Raw genomic sequence first — 16,526 nt, 5'->3', positions numbered from 1 at the left:
ACCATTCTTTTCCGGCTCCCGTGGTGTGCGTACTCCGGTTCGGCCGGGCCGGCCTACTCGCCGGCCGCGTCCCCCGTCTCCTGCGTGTGTTCCGCCCCGGGCCCGTCGTCCTCGCCGGCCTGCTCGTCCTTGCCGGCCTGCTCGTCCAGTCGCTCGGGCAGTTCGGCGGCCAGCGCGGCCGCGCTGCGCACCAGGGGCAGCGCCAGCAGCGCGCCCACCCCCTCACCGACCCTCACGCCCTGCTCCAGCAGCGGCTCGAGGGCCATCCGGTCCAGCGCCTTGGCCTGCCCCGGCTCCCCGCTGTCGTGCCCGGCCAGCCACCAGTCCGGCGCCCGGAAGGCGACCCGCTGGGCGACCAGCGCGCACGCGGCCGCCACCACCCCGTCCAGGATCACCGGCAGCTTCCGGACCGCGCACTGCAGCAGGAACCCGGTCATCGCGGCGAGATCGGCGCCGCCCACGGTCGCGAGCAACTGCAACTGGTCCCCGAGCACCGGCCGCGCCCGGCGCAGTGCGTCCCGGATCGCCGCGCACTTGCGCATCCACGCCAGGTCGTCGATGGGCAGCCCGCCCCGTCCGGTCACCACCGAGGCGTCGGTCCCGCACAGCGCGGCCACCAGCACCGCGGCGGCCGTGGTCCCGCCCACGCTCACATCACCGAGCACCACCAGGTCCGTGCCCGAGTCGGCCTCCTCGTCCGCGACCGCCACGCCCGCCCGGAACGCGGCCTCGGCCTCGTCCTCGGTGAGCGCGTCCTCGACGTCGATACGGCCGCTGCCGCGCCGCACCCGGTGCCGCACGACCTCCGCCGGGAACGCCTCCGGCGGGCAGTCCACGGCCAGGTCCACCACCCGCACCGGTACGTCGAGGCGGCGCGCCAGCACGGCCACCGGGCTCGCGCCCTCCAGCACCGCCCGCACCAGCGCCTCCGCGCCGCCCGCGGGCCGCGCGGAGACACCGGCCCCGGCGATGCCGTGGTCACCGGCGAACAGGACCACCCGCGGCCGTTCGACCGGTCGCACCGGTACGGCACCCTGCGCGGCGGCCAGCCACTCGCCCAGCTCGTCCAGGCGCCCGAGCGACCCGGGCGGCACGATCCGGCGCTCCCGGCGGGCCTCGGCGTCCCGGCGCACGCCCCCGTCCGGGCGCTCGATCAGATCGGTGAAGTCGTCGAGTTCAAGGCTGCTCATTCGCCGAACAGTACCGCCAGCGAACGAACGCACCGGCGCCACACCGGCACCTCAGGATCACGACGTCGTTGCACCCAAGATCGGTATCCCCTACGTTCCGGTTTGCAGCGGAATGTCGCTTAGGGAGCCGCCATGCAGCCCTTGCCCCTCACCCCGCGGGTCACCGAAGCCACCGACCCGTTCCAGGAGCCCCGCCGCACCGACTGCCCCTGGTGCGGCTCCCCCCGGCTGCGGACCCGGCTGCGCGCCCCCGACCCGCTGCGGCACCGCCCGGGCACCTTCGTCCTCGACGCCTGTTCCGACTGCGGCCACACCTTCCAGAACCCCCGGCTCACGGCCGAGGGACTCGCCTTCTACCACCGGGACTTCTACGAGAGGCACCTGGAGGAGTTCGCCGCGCGCGTCGTCTCCGCCCAGGCGGCCCACCGCCGCCACCGGGCCACCGCCCACAAGCTCTCGGCGCTGCCCGAACCGGAGAGCTGGCTGGACGTCGGCACGGGCCACGCCCACTTCCCCGAGGCCGCCCGGGAGTTCTTCCCCTACACCAGCTTCGACGGCCTCGACCCGACGGCCCGGGTGGAGCAGGCCCTGCTGGAGGGGCGGGTCGAGGAGGCCCACCGCGGCTATCTCACCACCCCGGGCACGGCGGCCCGGCTGCGCTCCCGCTACGACGTGGTCAGCATGTTCGACCACCTGGCCCACGCCCCCGACCCCCGCGCCGAACTCCGCGCCGCGCTGGCCGTCCTGCGGCCCGGCGGCCACCTCGTCGTCGAACTCCCGGACCCCCGCTGCGTGTTCGCCACCCTCCTGGGCAAGTGGTGGCTGCCCTACGGCCAGCCACGCCACCTCCACCTGGTGCCCCTGGCCAACCTCCGCGCGGAACTGGAGTCCCAGGGCTGCGCGGTCCTCGTCACCGACCGGCGGGCACCGCACGTCCCCTACGACCTGGCGGCGGCCGTCGCCCTGGCGCTCGCCACCGTCCACCCGTTCCTGCGCGCGCTGGCGGCCCCGGTGCTGGACGTGGCCGCCATCGCCGACCACACCCTGGCACCCCTGCTGCGCCGCACCCCCTTCTCCAACGCCTACCGGGTCGTGGCCCGCAAGGGCGCCGGACCCGCCCCCGGCCCCACGCCGACGCCACCGGCCGCACGGCAGGCGGTGCCGTGAACCTCCCGGGCGCGCTGAGCGTCCGGCGGGGTGCGGGGTGCGGGGTGCGGCGCGGGGCCGCCGGTCAGCCCCGCAGGACCAGTGCCTGGCCCGCCACCACCAGCAGCACCTGCTCGCACTCGCCCGCGAACGCCGCGTTCAGGCGCCCGAGTTCGTCCCGGTAGCGGCGGCCGGAGGCCGTGGCCGGCACGATGCCCGAGCCCACCTCGTTGGACACGGCCACCACCGTCCGCCGGGTCGCCCGCACCGCGGTGGTCAGCTCCCGCACCCGCTCGCGCAGCGCCTTCTCCCCGCCCCCGGCCCACTCCGCGTCGTCCCACGCCCCGACCGCGTCCATGGCGTCCGTCAGCCACAGCGACAGACAGTCGATCAGCAGCGGCGGCCCGTCCTCGCCCAGCAGCGGCTCCAGGTCGGTCGTCTCCGTCGTACGCCACGAACCCGGCCGCCGCTCCCGGTGCGTGGCCACCCGCGCCGCCCACTCGGTGTCCCCGCCGCGCGCCCCGCCGGTCGCGACGTACCGCACGTCCGGGAACGCCTCCAGACGCCGCTCCGCCTCCACCGACTTGCCCGAGCGCGCCCCGCCGAGCACCAGCGTGCGGCGCGGCACGTCCGGCACCTCCTCGTACGCCCCGACCACCAGCGTCGTGCCGTCCGGCACCGCCCGCGCCCCGGCCGCAGCGAGCCTGCGCCGCAACTCCGCGCCCTGCGGCACGTCGTGGTCGAGGTGGACGGCGACGACGTCCGTGGCCGGCCCGACCGCCCCGGCCGAGCGCAGCCGGGCCAGCGCGTCCGGGCGGCCCACCACGTCGGCGAGGACCAACTGGTACGACTCCGCCGTCGCCGCCTCCAGGCCGGCCGGCGCCCCGCCCGGCGGCAGGTACAGCAGCCGCTGCCCGTCGGGCCCCGTCACCGCGTACCCGGTGCCGCCCGCGTCCATCGCCACGGCCCGCACCCGATGCCCCGTCAGCAGCGCCAACTCCCGCCCTTCGGGCACCCGGGCGGGCTGCGGCAGCCCGGCCGGCACCTCCACCGCGGGGCCGTGGTGCGGGTGCGACAGCAGCACCTGGCGCACCCCGCCCAGCGAACGGCCCGACCGGGCGGCGGCGAAGGCCGCCCCCGGCGTCAGGTCGAGCAGCAGGGTGCCGTCCACCAGCAGCGCGGTCGCCGCCCGCGCGTCCGGTCCGAGGGCGGTCGCGCAGACCGCGCAGGGACAGTCGGGGCGGGGCAGCCCCGCGGGGGTACCGGTACCGAGCAGAGTCACTTCCACGGAACCGATTTTCACCTGTCGCAGCACGTCTTGCGCTTCCGGCTAGGCTGCCAGCAGGTGTTGGATCACAAGGAGGCCCACATGACGGCATGGACGTGGCGGTTCGAGAAGGCCGACGGGACGGAGGTCCAGCCCGCGGTGCAGCCGGAGGAGTTCACCACCCAGGGCGACGCCGAGTCCTGGATCGGCGAGCACTGGAAGGAACTGGCCGAGGGCGGCGCCGACCAGGTACGGCTGTTCGAGGAGAGCACCGAGATCTACGGCCCGATGAGCCTGCACGCCGACGCCGCGTAACTCTTACGGGGGTGTCCCCACGGGGGTGAGGAGGGTCCGCCGAGCCGTCCCTCCTCACCGCGCACCGCCCGCCGAGGGAAACGCGTGCCGCCCGTCAGGGGCTCAGCCGCGTACGCCGCACAGGTGCAGCAGCGCCGCCGTCCCCCGGTAGGGGTCCGTCCGGCCGGCCCGCTCCTCGGCCGCGAGCAGGGCCTGGAGGTCGTCCGGGAGCTGCGCGTCGTCCGCCGCCGTGTCGGTGAAGACCCGCACCCCGTACCAGGCGTGCAGCGGGGCGGCGATGCCGGCGAGGGTGGCGGTCAGCGCCGCCAGCCGGTCGGCCCTGACGTCCAGGCCCAGCCGGTTGCGGTAGGCGGTGGTGTCGAAGGCGGCCAGCGCGCCCGCCCAGTCGCCGGACAGGCCCGGCCGCATCGCGAGCGCGTCGCCGTTGCGCACGAGCAGCGAGAGCAGGCCGCCCGGCGCGAGCATCCGGGCCAGCCCCGCCACCAGCGGGTCGGGCTCCTCCACGTACATCAGGACGCCGTGGCACAGCACCACGTCGAAACTGCCCGGCAGGAAGTGCACGCCGGTGTCCCGCCCGTCGCCCTGCACCAGCCGGACCCGCTCACGGATGCCCTCGGGCTCCCCGGCGAGCGCCTCGCGCGCGACGTCGATCATCGTCGCGTCCTGCTCCACACCGGTCACCTGGTGACCGAGCCGGGCCAGCCGCAGGGCCTGCGTGCCCTGGCCCATCCCCACGTCGAGCACCCGCAGCCGCTGCCCGACCGGGAACCGCCCGGCTATCTGCTCGTCGAGCTGCCGGGCCACCAGCTCCTGCCGTACGACATCGCGCAGCCCGCCCAGCCTGCTCAGCCAGGCGTCGGCCGCACCCCCGGTGAAAGCGTCAGCGCTCAGGGCCGCTCTCCGCGCTTGACCTGCGGCTTCGGCAGCCGGAGCCGGCGCATCTGGAGCGAGCGCATCAGACCGTAGGCGACGGCACCGCGCCGGTTCTGGTCCGGGAACCGCTCGGCCAGCCGCTTCTTCAGGCGGAAGCCGCTGACGATCGCGTCGAGCACGATCAGCACGATCACCACGAGCCACAGCCACAGCGCGATGGCCTGGATGGTGGGGACCCGCACGATGCTGAGGACCAGGATCACCACGGCCATGGGCAGGAAGAACTCCGCCACGTTGAACCGGGAGTCCACCCAGTCACGGGCGAACTTGCGGACCGGGCCCTTGTCCCGGGCCGGCAGGTACCGCTCGTCGCCGCCGGCCAGGGCCTGGCGCTGCCGGTCGAGCGCCTGGCGGCGGTCCTCGCGCTGACGCTTGGCGGCGTCCTTGCGCGTCGTCGGCGTGTTGGCGACGCTGCGGCGCTGGGACTGGGCCTCACTGCGCTTGGGCGTGGGCCTGCCCTTGGGGGCCTGCGGGTCACGGGTCTGCTTGGAGAAGTTCACCGGCGCCTTGTCGGCGGGGGCCTTCTCTTCCTTGGCACGGCTACGGAACACAAAACCCAAGGGTACGGGCTCCACCGGCATGGACCCCAGCCGACCGGGGAACGATCCGGCAACACCGGACGTCTGTAGGGGGACAGAGGGGACGTTGCAGACGCTTCACCCGGCCGTCGTCGGGGGGAACACGGGGAGGGGCGGGGGAGCCCACCCGGGTCCCACCTACTCCTCACGCCGGAGCGATACCGTCCGCAGTCGTCCTTGGGGATGAGCGCATCGGTCCCCGAACGGTGCGGTAATGGAGTCAGGGCCCGTACTGTGGGTTCTGTCGCAGGATCTGTGAGCTGGAGTCCGTCAGAAGGGGGCGCGCGAAGCCCATGAGCGGTGTCATGAAGCGTATGGGGATGATCTTCCGCGCGAAGGCGAACAAGGCCCTTGACCGGGCCGAGGACCCGCGCGAGACCCTCGATTACTCGTATCAGAAGCAGCTGGAGCTGCTGCAGAAGGTGCGCCGGGGCGTCGCCGACGTCGCGACCTCCCGCAAGCGCCTGGAACTCCAGCTCAACCAGTTGCAGCAGCAGTCCTCCAAGCTGGAGGACCAGGGCCGCAAGGCCCTCGCGCTCGGCCGCGAGGACCTCGCCCGCGAGGCGCTCTCCCGGCGCGCCGCCCTCCAGCAGCAGGTCACCGACCTGGAGACGCAGCACACGACCCTGCAGGGCGAGGAGGAGAAGCTCACCCTCGCGGCCCAGCGCCTGCAGGCCAAGGTGGACGCCTTCCGGACGAAGAAGGAGACCATCAAGGCCACCTACACCGCCGCCCAGGCCCAGACCCGCATCGGCGAGGCGTTCTCCGGCATCTCCGAGGAGATGGGCGACGTCGGGCTCGCCATCCAGCGCGCCGAGGACAAGACCGCCCAGCTCCAGGCCCGGGCCGGCGCCATCGACGAGCTGCTCGCCTCCGGCGCCCTCGACGACCCCTCCGGCATGGCCAAGGACGACATCCAGGCCGAGCTGGACCGGCTCTCCGGTGGTACGGATGTGGAGCTGGAACTGCAGCGCATGAAGGCGGAACTGGCCGGCGGCTCCTCGCAGCAGGCGATCGAGGGCGGCACCGGGCAGGGACAGTCCCAGCAGCAGCCGCAGGACACCCCGCGCTTCGACAAGCAGTGACCGGGGCCCCGGGACCCGAGCCGAGGAGGCCGACGTGATCGTACGGATCATGGGGGAGGGCCAGGTGAAGCTGGACGACGTCCACTTCACCGAGCTGAACGAGCTGGACGACGATCTGCTGAGGGAAGTGGAGAGCGGCGACGAGGCGGGCTTCCGCCGCACGCTCTCCACGCTCCTCGACGCCGTCCGCCGGCTCGGCACCCCGCTGCCGGACGACGCCCTCGAACCCTCGGAACTGATCCTCCCGGCCGACGAGGCGACGCTGGAGGAGGTCCGGGAACTGCTCGGCGACGACGGCCTGATCCCGGGCTGACCCCACGCCCTGGGGGCCCGTCCCCCGGGCTGGGCCCACGCGCCCTGGGGGCCCGTTCCCCGGGCTGGGCCCACGCTTCCGGGCGGGTCCCATGCCCCTTGGGCCGGGCCCGCGCCCCTGGGCCGAGCCCGCGCCCCTGGGCCGAGCCCGCGCCCCTGGGCCGAGCCCCTACCCCGGGCCGGGTCTGCGCCCTCCCAGCTGAGCCTGCGACCCGCGACTGAGCTCGCGCCCCCGGGCCGGGCCCGCGCCCTCCCAGCTGAGCTCGCGCCCCCCGGCTGAACCCGCACCCCGGGCCGAGCCCCCTATCCCGGGCCGAGCCCCCTACCCCGGGGCCAGGCCCGCGACCGCTCGCCCGTCCGTCGGCCCGGTGTGAGCGGGCCCTGCGAGACCGGGTCCCGCGGGACCGGGCCGTGCCGGAACCCGGCCCCCGGCCGGCCCGGGTGAGGTGTGCCCCGGTCTGTTCCGGCGGCTCGTCCGGCGCCGTACTGTTCAGCGGGTGAGCACTCTCGAACGCGCCCGGTGCGGCCTCAAGGCGCACCCCCTCGCGCTGGACGCGGCCATCGCGGCGGGCGTGCTCGTGTGCATGGTGGCCGGGTCCTTCGTGGTGCCCCGCGGGCCGAACGGGGTCACCTGGGGCGTACGCAGCCCGGCCCCCTTCGGCCTGATCCTGATGACCGTCGGCGCCGCCGCGCTCGTCTTCCGCCGCCGCGCGCCCATGACGGTCCTGGCCGTCACCGGCGCCGTCTCCGTGATCGAGTCCGTCACCGGCGATCCGCGCGCCCCGGTCGCCATGTCCGCCGTGATCGCCCTCTACACCGTCGCCTCCACCACCGACCGCACCACCACCTGGCGCGTCGGCCTGCTCACCATGACCGTGCTGACCGCCGCCGCCATGCTGGCCGGACCGCTGCCCTGGTACGCCCAGGAGAACCTGGGCGTCCTCGCCTGGACCGGGATCGGCGCCACCGCCGGCGACGCCGTGCGCAGCCGCCGCGCGGTCGTCCGGGCCATGCGCGAGCGCGCCGAACGGGCCGAGCGCACCCGCGAGGAGGAGGCCCGCCGCCGGGTCGCCGAGGAGCGGCTGCGCATCGCCCGCGACCTGCACGACGTCGTCGCCCACCACATCGCCCTGGTCAACGTCCAGGCCGGAGTCGCGGCCCACGTCATGGACCGGCGGCCCGACCAGGCCAAGGAGGCCCTCGCCCATGTGCGCGAGGCCAGCCGCTCCGCGCTCAACGAGCTGCGCGCCACCGTCGGCCTGCTGAGGCAGTCCGGCGACCCCGAGGCCCCCACCGAGCCCGCCCCCGGCCTCAGCCGCCTGGAGGAGCTGGCGGACACCTTCCGCAGTGCCGGGCTCCCGGTCGAGGTGGCCCGCGCCGACCACGGCACCGCGCTGCCGGCCGCCGTCGACCTGGCCGCCTACCGGATCGTGCAGGAGGCCCTGACCAACGTCCGCAAGCACGCGGGCACCGGAGCCAAGGCCGAGGTCAGCGTCGTACGCGTCGGACCGCACATCGAGGTCACCGTCCTGGACGACGGCACGGGCGCAGGCGGCGAGTCCGGGGCGGGCGGCGGGCACGGCCTGCTCGGCATGCGGGAGCGGGTCACCGCGCTGGGCGGCACCCTGACCACCGGACCCCGCTACGGCGGCGGTTTCCGCGTCCATGCGATCCTGCCGGTCAAGACCCGCACGACGGCACCGGGGGAGCCCGCATGACCATCCGCGTCCTGCTCGCCGACGACCAGGCACTGCTGCGCAGCGCGTTCCGGGTGCTGGTCGACTCCGAGCCGGACATGGAAGTGGTCGGGGAGGCCTCCGACGGTGCCGAGGCGGTCCTGCTGGCCCAGGAGAGCGGCGCCGACGTGGTCCTCATGGACATCCGGATGCCCGGCACCGACGGCCTCGCGGCCACCCGCCTGATCAGTGCCGACCCCTCCCTGGCCCGGGTCCGCGTGGTGATCCTGACCACCTTCGAGGTGGACGACTACGTCGTACAGGCCCTGCGCGCGGGCGCCTCCGGCTTCCTCGGCAAGGGCAGCGAGCCCGAGGAACTGCTGAACGCCATCCGGGTCGCCGCGGGCGGCGACGCGCTGCTCTCCCCGGTGGCCACCAAGGGCCTGATCGCCCGCTTCCTCGCCCAGGGCGACGGTGACGACGGCCGGGACCCGGCCCGCTCCGACCGCCTCGACGCGCTCACCGGCCGCGAGCGCGAGGTGCTGGTCCAGGTGGCCGGCGGACACTCCAACGACGAGATCGCCGAACGCCTCGAAGTCAGCCCCCTCACGGTGAAGACGCACGTCAACCGGGCCATGGCCAAGCTCGGCGCCCGGGACCGGGCCCAGCTCGTCGTCATCGCCTACGAGTCGGGACTGGTACGTCCGAGGACGGACTGACCTCCACCCGCGCGTACTGCGCGCGGAGTAGGGCCGCGGCACGGAACGGGACCTGGGACCTACACATCGGCCCTCAGGCATGGCTTAGGGTGGTGGGGTGGGCGCTCCCCCCGTGTCCCTCCCGCCACTTCTGCCGCTCACAGAAGAGAGAACCTGATCCATGTCCTGGCTGTCGAGATTCAGCCTCGCGCAGCGGGCCCTCGTCGGGCTCGTGTCCCTCATCGCGCTCGCCTTCGGGCTGATCGCGATACCCCAGATCAAGCAGCAGCTCCTGCCGACCATCGAACTGCCCATGGTCTCGGTCGTCGCCCCGTACCAGGGCGCCGCCCCCGACGTCGTGGAGAAGCAGGTCGTCGAGCCCATCGAGGACAACCTCCAGGGCGTCGACGGCATCACCGGTGTCACCTCCACCGCCGGCGAGGGCAATGCCCTGATCATGGCGTCCTTCGACTACGGCAACGACACCAAGCGGCTCGTCGCCGACGTCCAGCAGGCCGTCAACCGGGCCCGCAACCGGCTCCCGGACGGCGTCGACCCGCAGGTCGTCGCCGGCTCCACGGACGACATGCCGACCGTGGTCCTCGCCGTCACCTCCGACAAGGACCAGCAAGCACTCGCCGACCAGCTCGACACGACCGTCGTCCCGGCCCTGAAGGACATCGACGGCGTCGGCCGCGTCCAGGTCACCGGCGTGCGCGACCTGCGGGTCGCCGTCACCCCGGACGACGCGAAGCTGGCCCGGGCGGGCCTCACCCCCGCCGCCCTCGGCCAGGCCCTCCAGGCCGGCGGCGCCACCGTCCCGGCCGGCTCCTTCGACGAGGACGGCGCCAACCGCACCGTCCAGGTCGGCGGCGGCTTCACCTCGCTGGGCCAGATCCGGAACCTGATGGTCACCGGCGAGGCCGGCAGGAAGCCCGTGCGCCTCGGCTCCGTCGCCACCGTGAAGGAGCAGCCGGCCCCGGCCGACTCCCTCACCCGCACCGACGGCCGGCCCAGCCTCGCCGTCGCCGTGACGATGGACCACGACGGCAGCGCCGTCTCCATCTCCGAGGCGGTCAAGGACAAGCTGCCCGCCCTGCGCGAGGACCTCGGCTCCGGCGCGCGGCTCACGGTCGTCAGCGACCAGGGCCCGGCGGTGTCCAAGTCCATCAAGGGCCTGACCACCGAGGGCACGCTCGGCCTGCTCTTCGCGGTCCTGGTCATCCTGGTCTTCCTGGCCTCGGTCCGCTCGACCCTGGTCACGGCCGTCTCCATCCCGCTGTCGGTCGTCCTCGCGCTCCTCGTGCTGTGGACCCGCGGCCTCTCCCTGAACATGCTCACGCTCGGCGCGCTCACCATCGCGATCGGCCGGGTCGTGGACGACTCGATCGTGGTCCTGGAGAACATCAAGCGGCACCTGGGCTACGGCGAGGAGCGCAAGGAGGCGATCCTCGGCGCGGTGCGCGAGGTCGCCGGCGCGGTCACCTCCTCCACCCTCACCACCGTCGCCGTGTTCCTGCCGATCGGCCTGGTCGGCGGCATGGTGGGCGCCCTGTTCGGCTCGTTCAGCATCACGGTGACGGCGGCCCTGCTGGCCTCCCTCGTCGTGTCCCTGACGGTCGTGCCGGTCCTGTCGTACTGGTTCCTGCGCGCCCCCAAGGGCACCCCCGAGGACGCCGAGGAGGCCCGCCGCAGGGCCGAGGAGAAGGAGGCCAACAGCCGGCTCCAGCGCCTCTACGTGCCCGTCCTGCGGTTCGCGACGCGCCGCCGCCTCACCAGCGTGCTGATCGCGATCGTGGTCCTGGTCGTCACGTTCGGCATGTCCGGACTGCTGAAGACCAACTTCTTCGACCAGGGCCGGCAGGAAGTCCTCACCGTCAAGCAGAAGCTGAAGCCCGGCACCGGCCTCGCGGCCACGGACGTCCAGGCCCGCAAGGTCGAGAAGCTGCTCGCCTCCACCGAGGGCGTGAAGGACTACCAGGTCACCGTCGGCTCCTCCGGCTTCATGGCGGCCTTCGGCGGCGGCACCGACACCAACCAGGCGTCGTACCAGGTCATGCTGAAGGACACGGCCTCCTACGAGGACGTGCAGAAGCACATCGAGGACGGCCTGAAGAAGCTCGACGGCACCGGCACCACCACCGTGTCCGCCGGTGACGGCTTCGGCAGCCAGGACCTCAGCGTCGTGGTCAAGGCGTCCGACCCGCGGGTGCTGCGCGAGGCCTCCGACCGGGTGCGCTCCACCGTGGCCGGCCTCGACCACGTCACGGACGTCACCAGCGACCTCGCCCAGAGCGTGCCGCGCATCTCGGTGAAGGCGAACGCCAAGGCGGCCGCCGCCGGGTTCGACGACCAGAAGCTGGGCGCCGCGGTGGCCCAGGCCGTGCGCGGTACGACGGCGGCGAAGGCGCTCCTCGACGACACCGAGCGCGACGTCGTCATCACCTCCGCGAAGCCCGCCACCACCCTGGCCCAGCTCAGGAACCTGCGCCTCGGCCCGGTCAGGCTCGGCGACATCGCCACCGTCGAGGTGGTCGACGGCCCGGTGTCCATGACCCGTATCGACGGCCGGCGCGCGGCGACGGTCACGGCCCGGCCGACCGGTGACAACACCGGCGCGGTCAGCGCCCAGCTCCAGACGCGGATCAAGGCCCTGAAGCTGCCCGCGGGCGCCGAGGCCAAGATCGGCGGTGTCTCCTCGGACCAGGACAGCGCGTTCAAGAACCTCGGCCTGGCCATGCTGGCGGCGATCGCCATCGTGTTCATGCTGCTGGTCGCGACGTTCCGCTCGCTGGTCCAGCCGCTGATCCTGCTGGTCTCCATCCCGTTCGCGGCCACGGGCGCGATCGGCCTCCTGGTCGTCACCGGCACCCCGATGGGCGTCCCGGCGATGATCGGCATGCTGATGCTGATCGGCATCGTGGTCACCAACGCGATCGTGCTGATCGACCTGATCAACCAGTACCGCGGTCAGGGCCACGGCGTCGTCGAGGCCGTGGTGGAAGGCGGCCGGCACCGGCTGCGGCCCATCCTCATGACGGCGCTGGCGACCGTCTTCGCCCTGCTCCCGATGGCCCTCGGGGTCACCGGCGAGGGCGGCTTCATCGCCCAGCCGCTGGCGGTGGTCGTGATCGGCGGCCTGATCAGCTCGACCCTGCTGACCCTGCTGCTGGTCCCGACGCTCTACGCGATGCTCGAACTCCGCAAGGAGCGGCGCGCGAAGAAGCGGGCGGCGAAGAAGGGCCTGCCGCCCCAGGCGCCGTCCCAGGCCGGGGCCGCCTCGGACGAGCCGGAGCCCGCGGGGGTCTGACCCCCCGACCGGCGTCCCCTCCCGCGCAGGGCTTTCCTATCCTGTGATCCGGAACTGCTCTTGCGGGGGAGGGGGAACGGGGCGGTGGCACTGCACGAGGGCGATCCCGGGTCGCTCGGTGGATACCGGATCGTCGACCGGCTGGGGGCCGGCGGGATGGGGGTCGTCTACCGGGCGAGGGCCGGATCGGGCCGCGAGGTCGCCGTCAAGGTGGTCCACGCCCAGTACGCCGAGGACCCCGTCTTCCGCGTCCGCTTCCGCCAGGAGATCGCCGCCGTCCGCAAGGTGAGCGGCGCCTTCACCGCGCCGGTCGTGGACGCGGACCCGGAGGCGCCCCGGCCCTGGATGGCCACCCAGTACGTACCCGGACGCCCGCTCTCCGCCCGCGTGCGGGACGACGGACCGCTGGCCGGCGCCGAACTGCGCCGGCTCGTCCTCGGCCTGGTGGAGGCCCTGCGCGACATCCACCGGGCCGGGGTCGTGCACCGCGACCTCAAGCCCGCCAACGTCCTGATGGCCGAGGACGGCCCCCGGGTCATCGACTTCGGCGTCTCGCGCGCGGCGGAGAACCAGGCGCTGACCGAGACCGGGCACATGATGGGCACCCCGCCGTTCATGTCCCCCGAGCAGCTCGCGGACGCCCGCTCGGTGGGTCCCGCCTCCGACGTCTTCTCCCTCGCCGCGCTGGTGGTGTTCGCGGCGACCGGACGCGGCCCCTTCGACACGGACAGCCCCTATCTGACGGCGTACCGGGTCATGAGCGAGGAGCCCGACCTGACGGCGGTCCCCGGGCCGCTGCGCGCGGTCCTGTCCCGCTGCCTGGCCAAGGGGGCCGCGGAGCGACCCGGACTCGACGCCCTGGCCGCCGAGTTCGCCGCCGCCCTGCCCGAGCCGGCCGCCACGGAACCGCCCACCGTCCCGCACCGCCGCGCGGACCCCGACCCGACCCGGCCCCCGGCGTCGACCTGGCCTCCGGCGGCGGACCCGGACCCGACCGGGCTCCCGGCGGCGGATTCGGAGCCGACCTGGCCTCCGGCGGCGGACCCGGACCCGACCGGGCTCCCGGCGGCGGATTCGGCGTCGACCTGGCCTCCGGCGGCGGACCCGGACCCGACCGGGCTCCCGGCGGCGGATTCGGAGCCGACCTGGTCTCCGGCGGCGGACCCGGACCCGACCGGGCTCCCGGCGGCGGATCCGGAGCCGACCTGGCCTCCGGCGGTGGACGTGGAACCGACCCGGCTCCCGGCGGCGGACCCGGAGCCGACCCGGCTCCCGGCGCCGGGCCCGACCCGGTCCCCGATGGCGGACCTGGAGCCGACTCGTCTCCCGGACCCGGACCCGACGCGGCCCCCGAGGGCGGCCCCGTCCGCCTCCGTCCCGTACCGGGCCCCTGCCGCCGCGGACCCGGGGGTCGCGGAGGCCGCCCCGGTGCCCGATGCGGCGGGCGACGCCCCCGTCTCCCGGACGCGCCGCCCGCGGGTGCCGCTCGCCGTCGGGATGGCCGGTGTACTGGTCGCCGCGCTCACCGCCTACCTGTTCGGGCCGTTCCAGGCCGGGGAGAGGCCCGGGGCCGCCCCCGCGCCCGGTGCCACGGCCACCCGCTGGGGTGCCCTCCCGGCGGGCTGGCGGCCCTGGCGGACGACGGTGTACGCGGTCGCCGCCCACGGCGTGAAACGCTCCTCGGCACCGGCGGACGGCCCCGGCCACGGCGGGCAGCCGTCCTGCGCGCTGAGCGGGGGAGCGGTGTACTGCGCAGGCGACACCACCCTGCCGATCCGCGTCGACGCGGTCACCGGCCGCACGATCTGGCGGGCCGGCGCCCAGCCGCCGGGGACCCCGCTCGACCACTACGGCAGCGCGGTCGTCGGGGTGCGCGAGGGTGCCGTGCTCGTCCGCGAGAGCGTCCTGAACACGGCGGGCAACGACACGACGACCACCGTCACCGCGTTCGCCGCCGCGGACGGACGGCGGCTGTGGTCCCGTCCGACCGGCGAGGGAAACGCCGCCGTGACGCTCGTGGGCGGCCTGGTCCTCGTTCCCGACGGCCTGACCGTGACCGCCCGTTCCCCACGCGACGGCTCCGCGCGCTGGACGACGTCCGTGCCGGCCGGACACCACTGCGACTTCCACGGCGCGGGCGGCCGGGTGTACGCCGACTGCACCGGCTACCACACCCCGTCCGGCGCCCGGCGGCGGCTGACCGCCCTCGATCCCGCGGACGGCTCCGCGCGCCCGCTCCCGGCCGCGCCGTCGCTGACCGCGGACTACGCCGGAACCCTGGACGGACGGCTGGTCTACGCGGCCCGCCGGTCCGGCGACCCGACCGCGCGGGACAACCCGTACACCGGGGTCGAGGTGATCGATCCGCGCACCGGGACCCGCGAGACCCACGCGCTGGCCGGGGCGTACCGGGGGCGGGCGGCGATGGCGCACGGGGTGCTCTGTCTGGCCGCCTCGGACGGGCTGACGACCGCCGTCTCGCCGCTGACCGGCGGACGGGTGTGGCGGACCGCGACGACCCTGGAACGGCCGGCCGCGCCGGTCGCGGACGGGCGCGACAGCGTGTTCCTGGCCAGCGCGAGCGGCCGGGTCGCGGCCCTCGACGCCCGCACGGGACACAGGCTGTGGGAGTCCTATCCGCGGGCCGCCACTGTGGTCGGCGGCGACTACGACTCGCCGGAACTGCTCGTGAACGGCGGCGCCCTGGTGGTGACGACCCCCGACGGCACCCTCTTCTCGCTGGATCCGGCCCGCCCCGGACGGAAACCGGCGCCGGCGTGACCTCGCACGCCGACGCCGGTGCCCGCCCGACGGGTACGGCTACGGCAGCGCGAGCATCCGCTCCAGGGCGAGCTTGGCGAACGCCTCGGTCTCCTTGTCGACCTCGATGCGGTTGACCAGGTTGCCCTCGGCCAGCGACTCCAGGGCCCAGACCAGGTGGGGCAGGTCGATGCGGTTCATCGTCGAGCAGAAGCAGACCGTCCGGTCGAGGAAGACGATCTCCTTGCCCTCGGGAGCGAAACGGTTCGCCAGCCTGCGGACCAGGTTCAGCTCGGTGCCGATGGCCCACTTGGAGCCGGCCGGGGCCGCTTCCAGGGCCTTGATGATGTACTCGGTGGAGCCGACGTAGTCGGCGGCGGCCACGACCTCGTGCCTGCACTCGGGGTGGACCAGGACGTTCACGCCCGGGATGCGCTCGCGCACGTCGTTGACGGAGTCGAGGCTGAAGCGGCCGTGCACCGAGCAGTGGCCGCGCCACAGGATCATCTTCGCGGCGCGCAGCTCCTCGTTGGTCAGCCCGCCGTTCGGCTTGTGCGGGTTGTAGACCACGCAGTCGTCCAGGGACATCCCCATGTCCCGGACGGCGGTGTTGCGGCCGAGGTGCTGGTCGGGCAGGAACAGGACCTTCTCACCCTGCTCGAAGGCCCAGTCGAGGGCGCGCTTCGCGTTCGACGAGGTGCAGATCAGGCCGCCGTGCTTGCCGGTGAAGGCCTTGATGTCCGCCGAGGAGTTCATGTAGGACACCGGCACCACCTGCCCGGCGACACCCGCCTCCGTCAGCACGTCCCAGCACTCGGCGACCTGCTCGGCGGTGGCCATGTCGGCCATCGAGCAGCCGGCGGCCAGGTCCGGCAGCACGACCTTCTGGTCGTCGGACGTCAGGATGTCCGCCGACTCGGCCATGAAGTGCACACCGCAGAAGACGATGTACTCGGCCCCCGGGCGCGCGGCCGCGTCCCGGGCCAGCTTGAAGGAGTCGCCCGTGACGTCGGCGAACTGGATGACCTCGTCGCGCTGGTAGTGGTGGCCGAGCACGAAGACCTTGTCGCCGAGCTTCTCCTTGGCCGCGCGGGCGCGCATCACCAGGTCGGGGTCGGACGGCGAGGGCAGGTCGCCGGGGCACTCCACGCCCCGCTCGCTCTTCGGGTCGGCCTCACGGCCGAGCAGCAGCAGGGCGAGCGGAGACGGCTGTACGTCGAGCTCCGGGGTCTGGGCGGTGGTCACGACACGCACCC

General features: G+C 74.3%; 13 protein-coding genes. 8 read left to right on the top strand and 5 right to left on the bottom strand.

Going from position 1 to position 16,526, the window contains the following annotated elements; all coding sequences use genetic code 11:
- Positions 1-53: 53 nt before the first annotated feature.
- On the bottom strand, positions 54-1,190 hold the full coding sequence (cobT, locus tag B446_RS11330) for a nicotinate-nucleotide--dimethylbenzimidazole phosphoribosyltransferase (protein WP_020939571.1): 1,137 nt from the start codon (positions 1,188-1,190) through the stop codon (positions 54-56).
- Between the two features lie 132 nt (positions 1,191-1,322).
- On the opposite strand from cobT, the gene B446_RS11325 reads away from it, so the two are divergent.
- Positions 1,323-2,357 carry a class I SAM-dependent methyltransferase gene (locus B446_RS11325; RefSeq protein ID WP_020939570.1) on the top strand — a complete coding sequence of 345 codons (1,035 nt, stop codon included), beginning with the start codon at positions 1,323-1,325 and terminating at the stop codon, positions 2,355-2,357.
- A 64-nt stretch (positions 2,358-2,421) separates the two neighbouring features.
- On the opposite strand, the gene B446_RS11320 is transcribed toward B446_RS11325, so the two are convergent.
- Positions 2,422-3,624, bottom strand: coding sequence for a bifunctional adenosylcobinamide kinase/adenosylcobinamide-phosphate guanylyltransferase (locus B446_RS11320; protein ID WP_020939569.1), 1,203 nt, complete (start codon positions 3,622-3,624; stop codon positions 2,422-2,424).
- An 81-nt stretch (positions 3,625-3,705) separates the two neighbouring features.
- Between B446_RS11320 and B446_RS11315 the strand changes: the two genes are divergently transcribed.
- Positions 3,706-3,918, top strand: coding sequence for a hypothetical protein (locus tag B446_RS11315; RefSeq protein WP_020939568.1), 213 nt, complete (start codon positions 3,706-3,708; stop codon positions 3,916-3,918).
- A 102-nt stretch (positions 3,919-4,020) separates the two neighbouring features.
- Here B446_RS11315 and B446_RS11310 read toward each other — a convergent pair whose 3' ends face one another.
- Together B446_RS11310 and B446_RS11305 are read right to left on the bottom strand one after the other, a co-directional pair.
- Complete coding sequence (locus B446_RS11310; RefSeq protein ID WP_020939567.1) at positions 4,021-4,722, bottom strand: class I SAM-dependent methyltransferase; 702 nt, start codon at positions 4,720-4,722, stop codon at positions 4,021-4,023.
- Between the two features lie 83 nt (positions 4,723-4,805).
- The gene (locus B446_RS11305) at positions 4,806-5,432 is read right to left on the bottom strand and encodes a DUF3043 domain-containing protein (protein ID WP_193384444.1); all 627 of its coding nucleotides are present in this window, start codon (positions 5,430-5,432) and stop codon (positions 4,806-4,808) included.
- Between the two features lie 290 nt (positions 5,433-5,722).
- On the opposite strand from B446_RS11305, the gene B446_RS11300 reads away from it, so the two are divergent.
- The 6 genes from B446_RS11300 to B446_RS36975 all read left to right on the top strand — a co-directional run bounded on the left by B446_RS11300 (position 5,723) and on the right by B446_RS36975 (position 15,291).
- A complete protein-coding gene (locus B446_RS11300) occupies positions 5,723-6,514 on the top strand; it encodes a PspA/IM30 family protein (protein ID WP_078614684.1) in 792 nt (263 codons plus the stop codon).
- Between the two features lie 34 nt (positions 6,515-6,548).
- Positions 6,549-6,827, top strand: a complete 279-nt coding sequence (gene pspAA, locus B446_RS11295; protein WP_020939564.1) for a PspA-associated protein PspAA — start codon at positions 6,549-6,551, stop codon at positions 6,825-6,827.
- Between the two features lie 496 nt (positions 6,828-7,323).
- Positions 7,324-8,544 carry a sensor histidine kinase gene (locus B446_RS11290; protein ID WP_020939563.1) on the top strand — a complete coding sequence of 407 codons (1,221 nt, stop codon included), beginning with the start codon at positions 7,324-7,326 and terminating at the stop codon, positions 8,542-8,544.
- Complete coding sequence (locus tag B446_RS11285) at positions 8,541-9,221, top strand: response regulator (RefSeq protein ID WP_020939562.1); 681 nt, start codon at positions 8,541-8,543, stop codon at positions 9,219-9,221. The genes B446_RS11290 and B446_RS11285 overlap by 4 nt, the downstream gene beginning before the upstream one ends.
- A gap of 160 nt (positions 9,222-9,381) precedes the next feature.
- Positions 9,382-12,510 carry an efflux RND transporter permease subunit gene (locus tag B446_RS11280; protein ID WP_020939561.1) on the top strand — a complete coding sequence of 1,043 codons (3,129 nt, stop codon included), beginning with the start codon at positions 9,382-9,384 and terminating at the stop codon, positions 12,508-12,510.
- Between the two features lie 84 nt (positions 12,511-12,594).
- Positions 12,595-15,291, top strand: coding sequence for a protein kinase domain-containing protein (locus tag B446_RS36975; RefSeq protein WP_020939560.1), 2,697 nt, complete (start codon positions 12,595-12,597; stop codon positions 15,289-15,291).
- A 39-nt stretch (positions 15,292-15,330) separates the two neighbouring features.
- Here B446_RS36975 and nadA read toward each other — a convergent pair whose 3' ends face one another.
- A complete protein-coding gene (gene nadA, locus B446_RS11265) occupies positions 15,331-16,515 on the bottom strand; it encodes a quinolinate synthase NadA (protein WP_020939559.1) in 1,185 nt (394 codons plus the stop codon).
- Between the last annotated feature and the right edge of the window lie 11 nt (positions 16,516-16,526).

It is taken from the genome of Streptomyces collinus Tu 365 (genome assembly GCF_000444875.1).
GTDB classification, from domain to species: domain Bacteria; phylum Actinomycetota; class Actinomycetes; order Streptomycetales; family Streptomycetaceae; genus Streptomyces; species Streptomyces collinus_A.
This window is presented reverse-complemented; position numbering and strand designations above follow the sequence as displayed.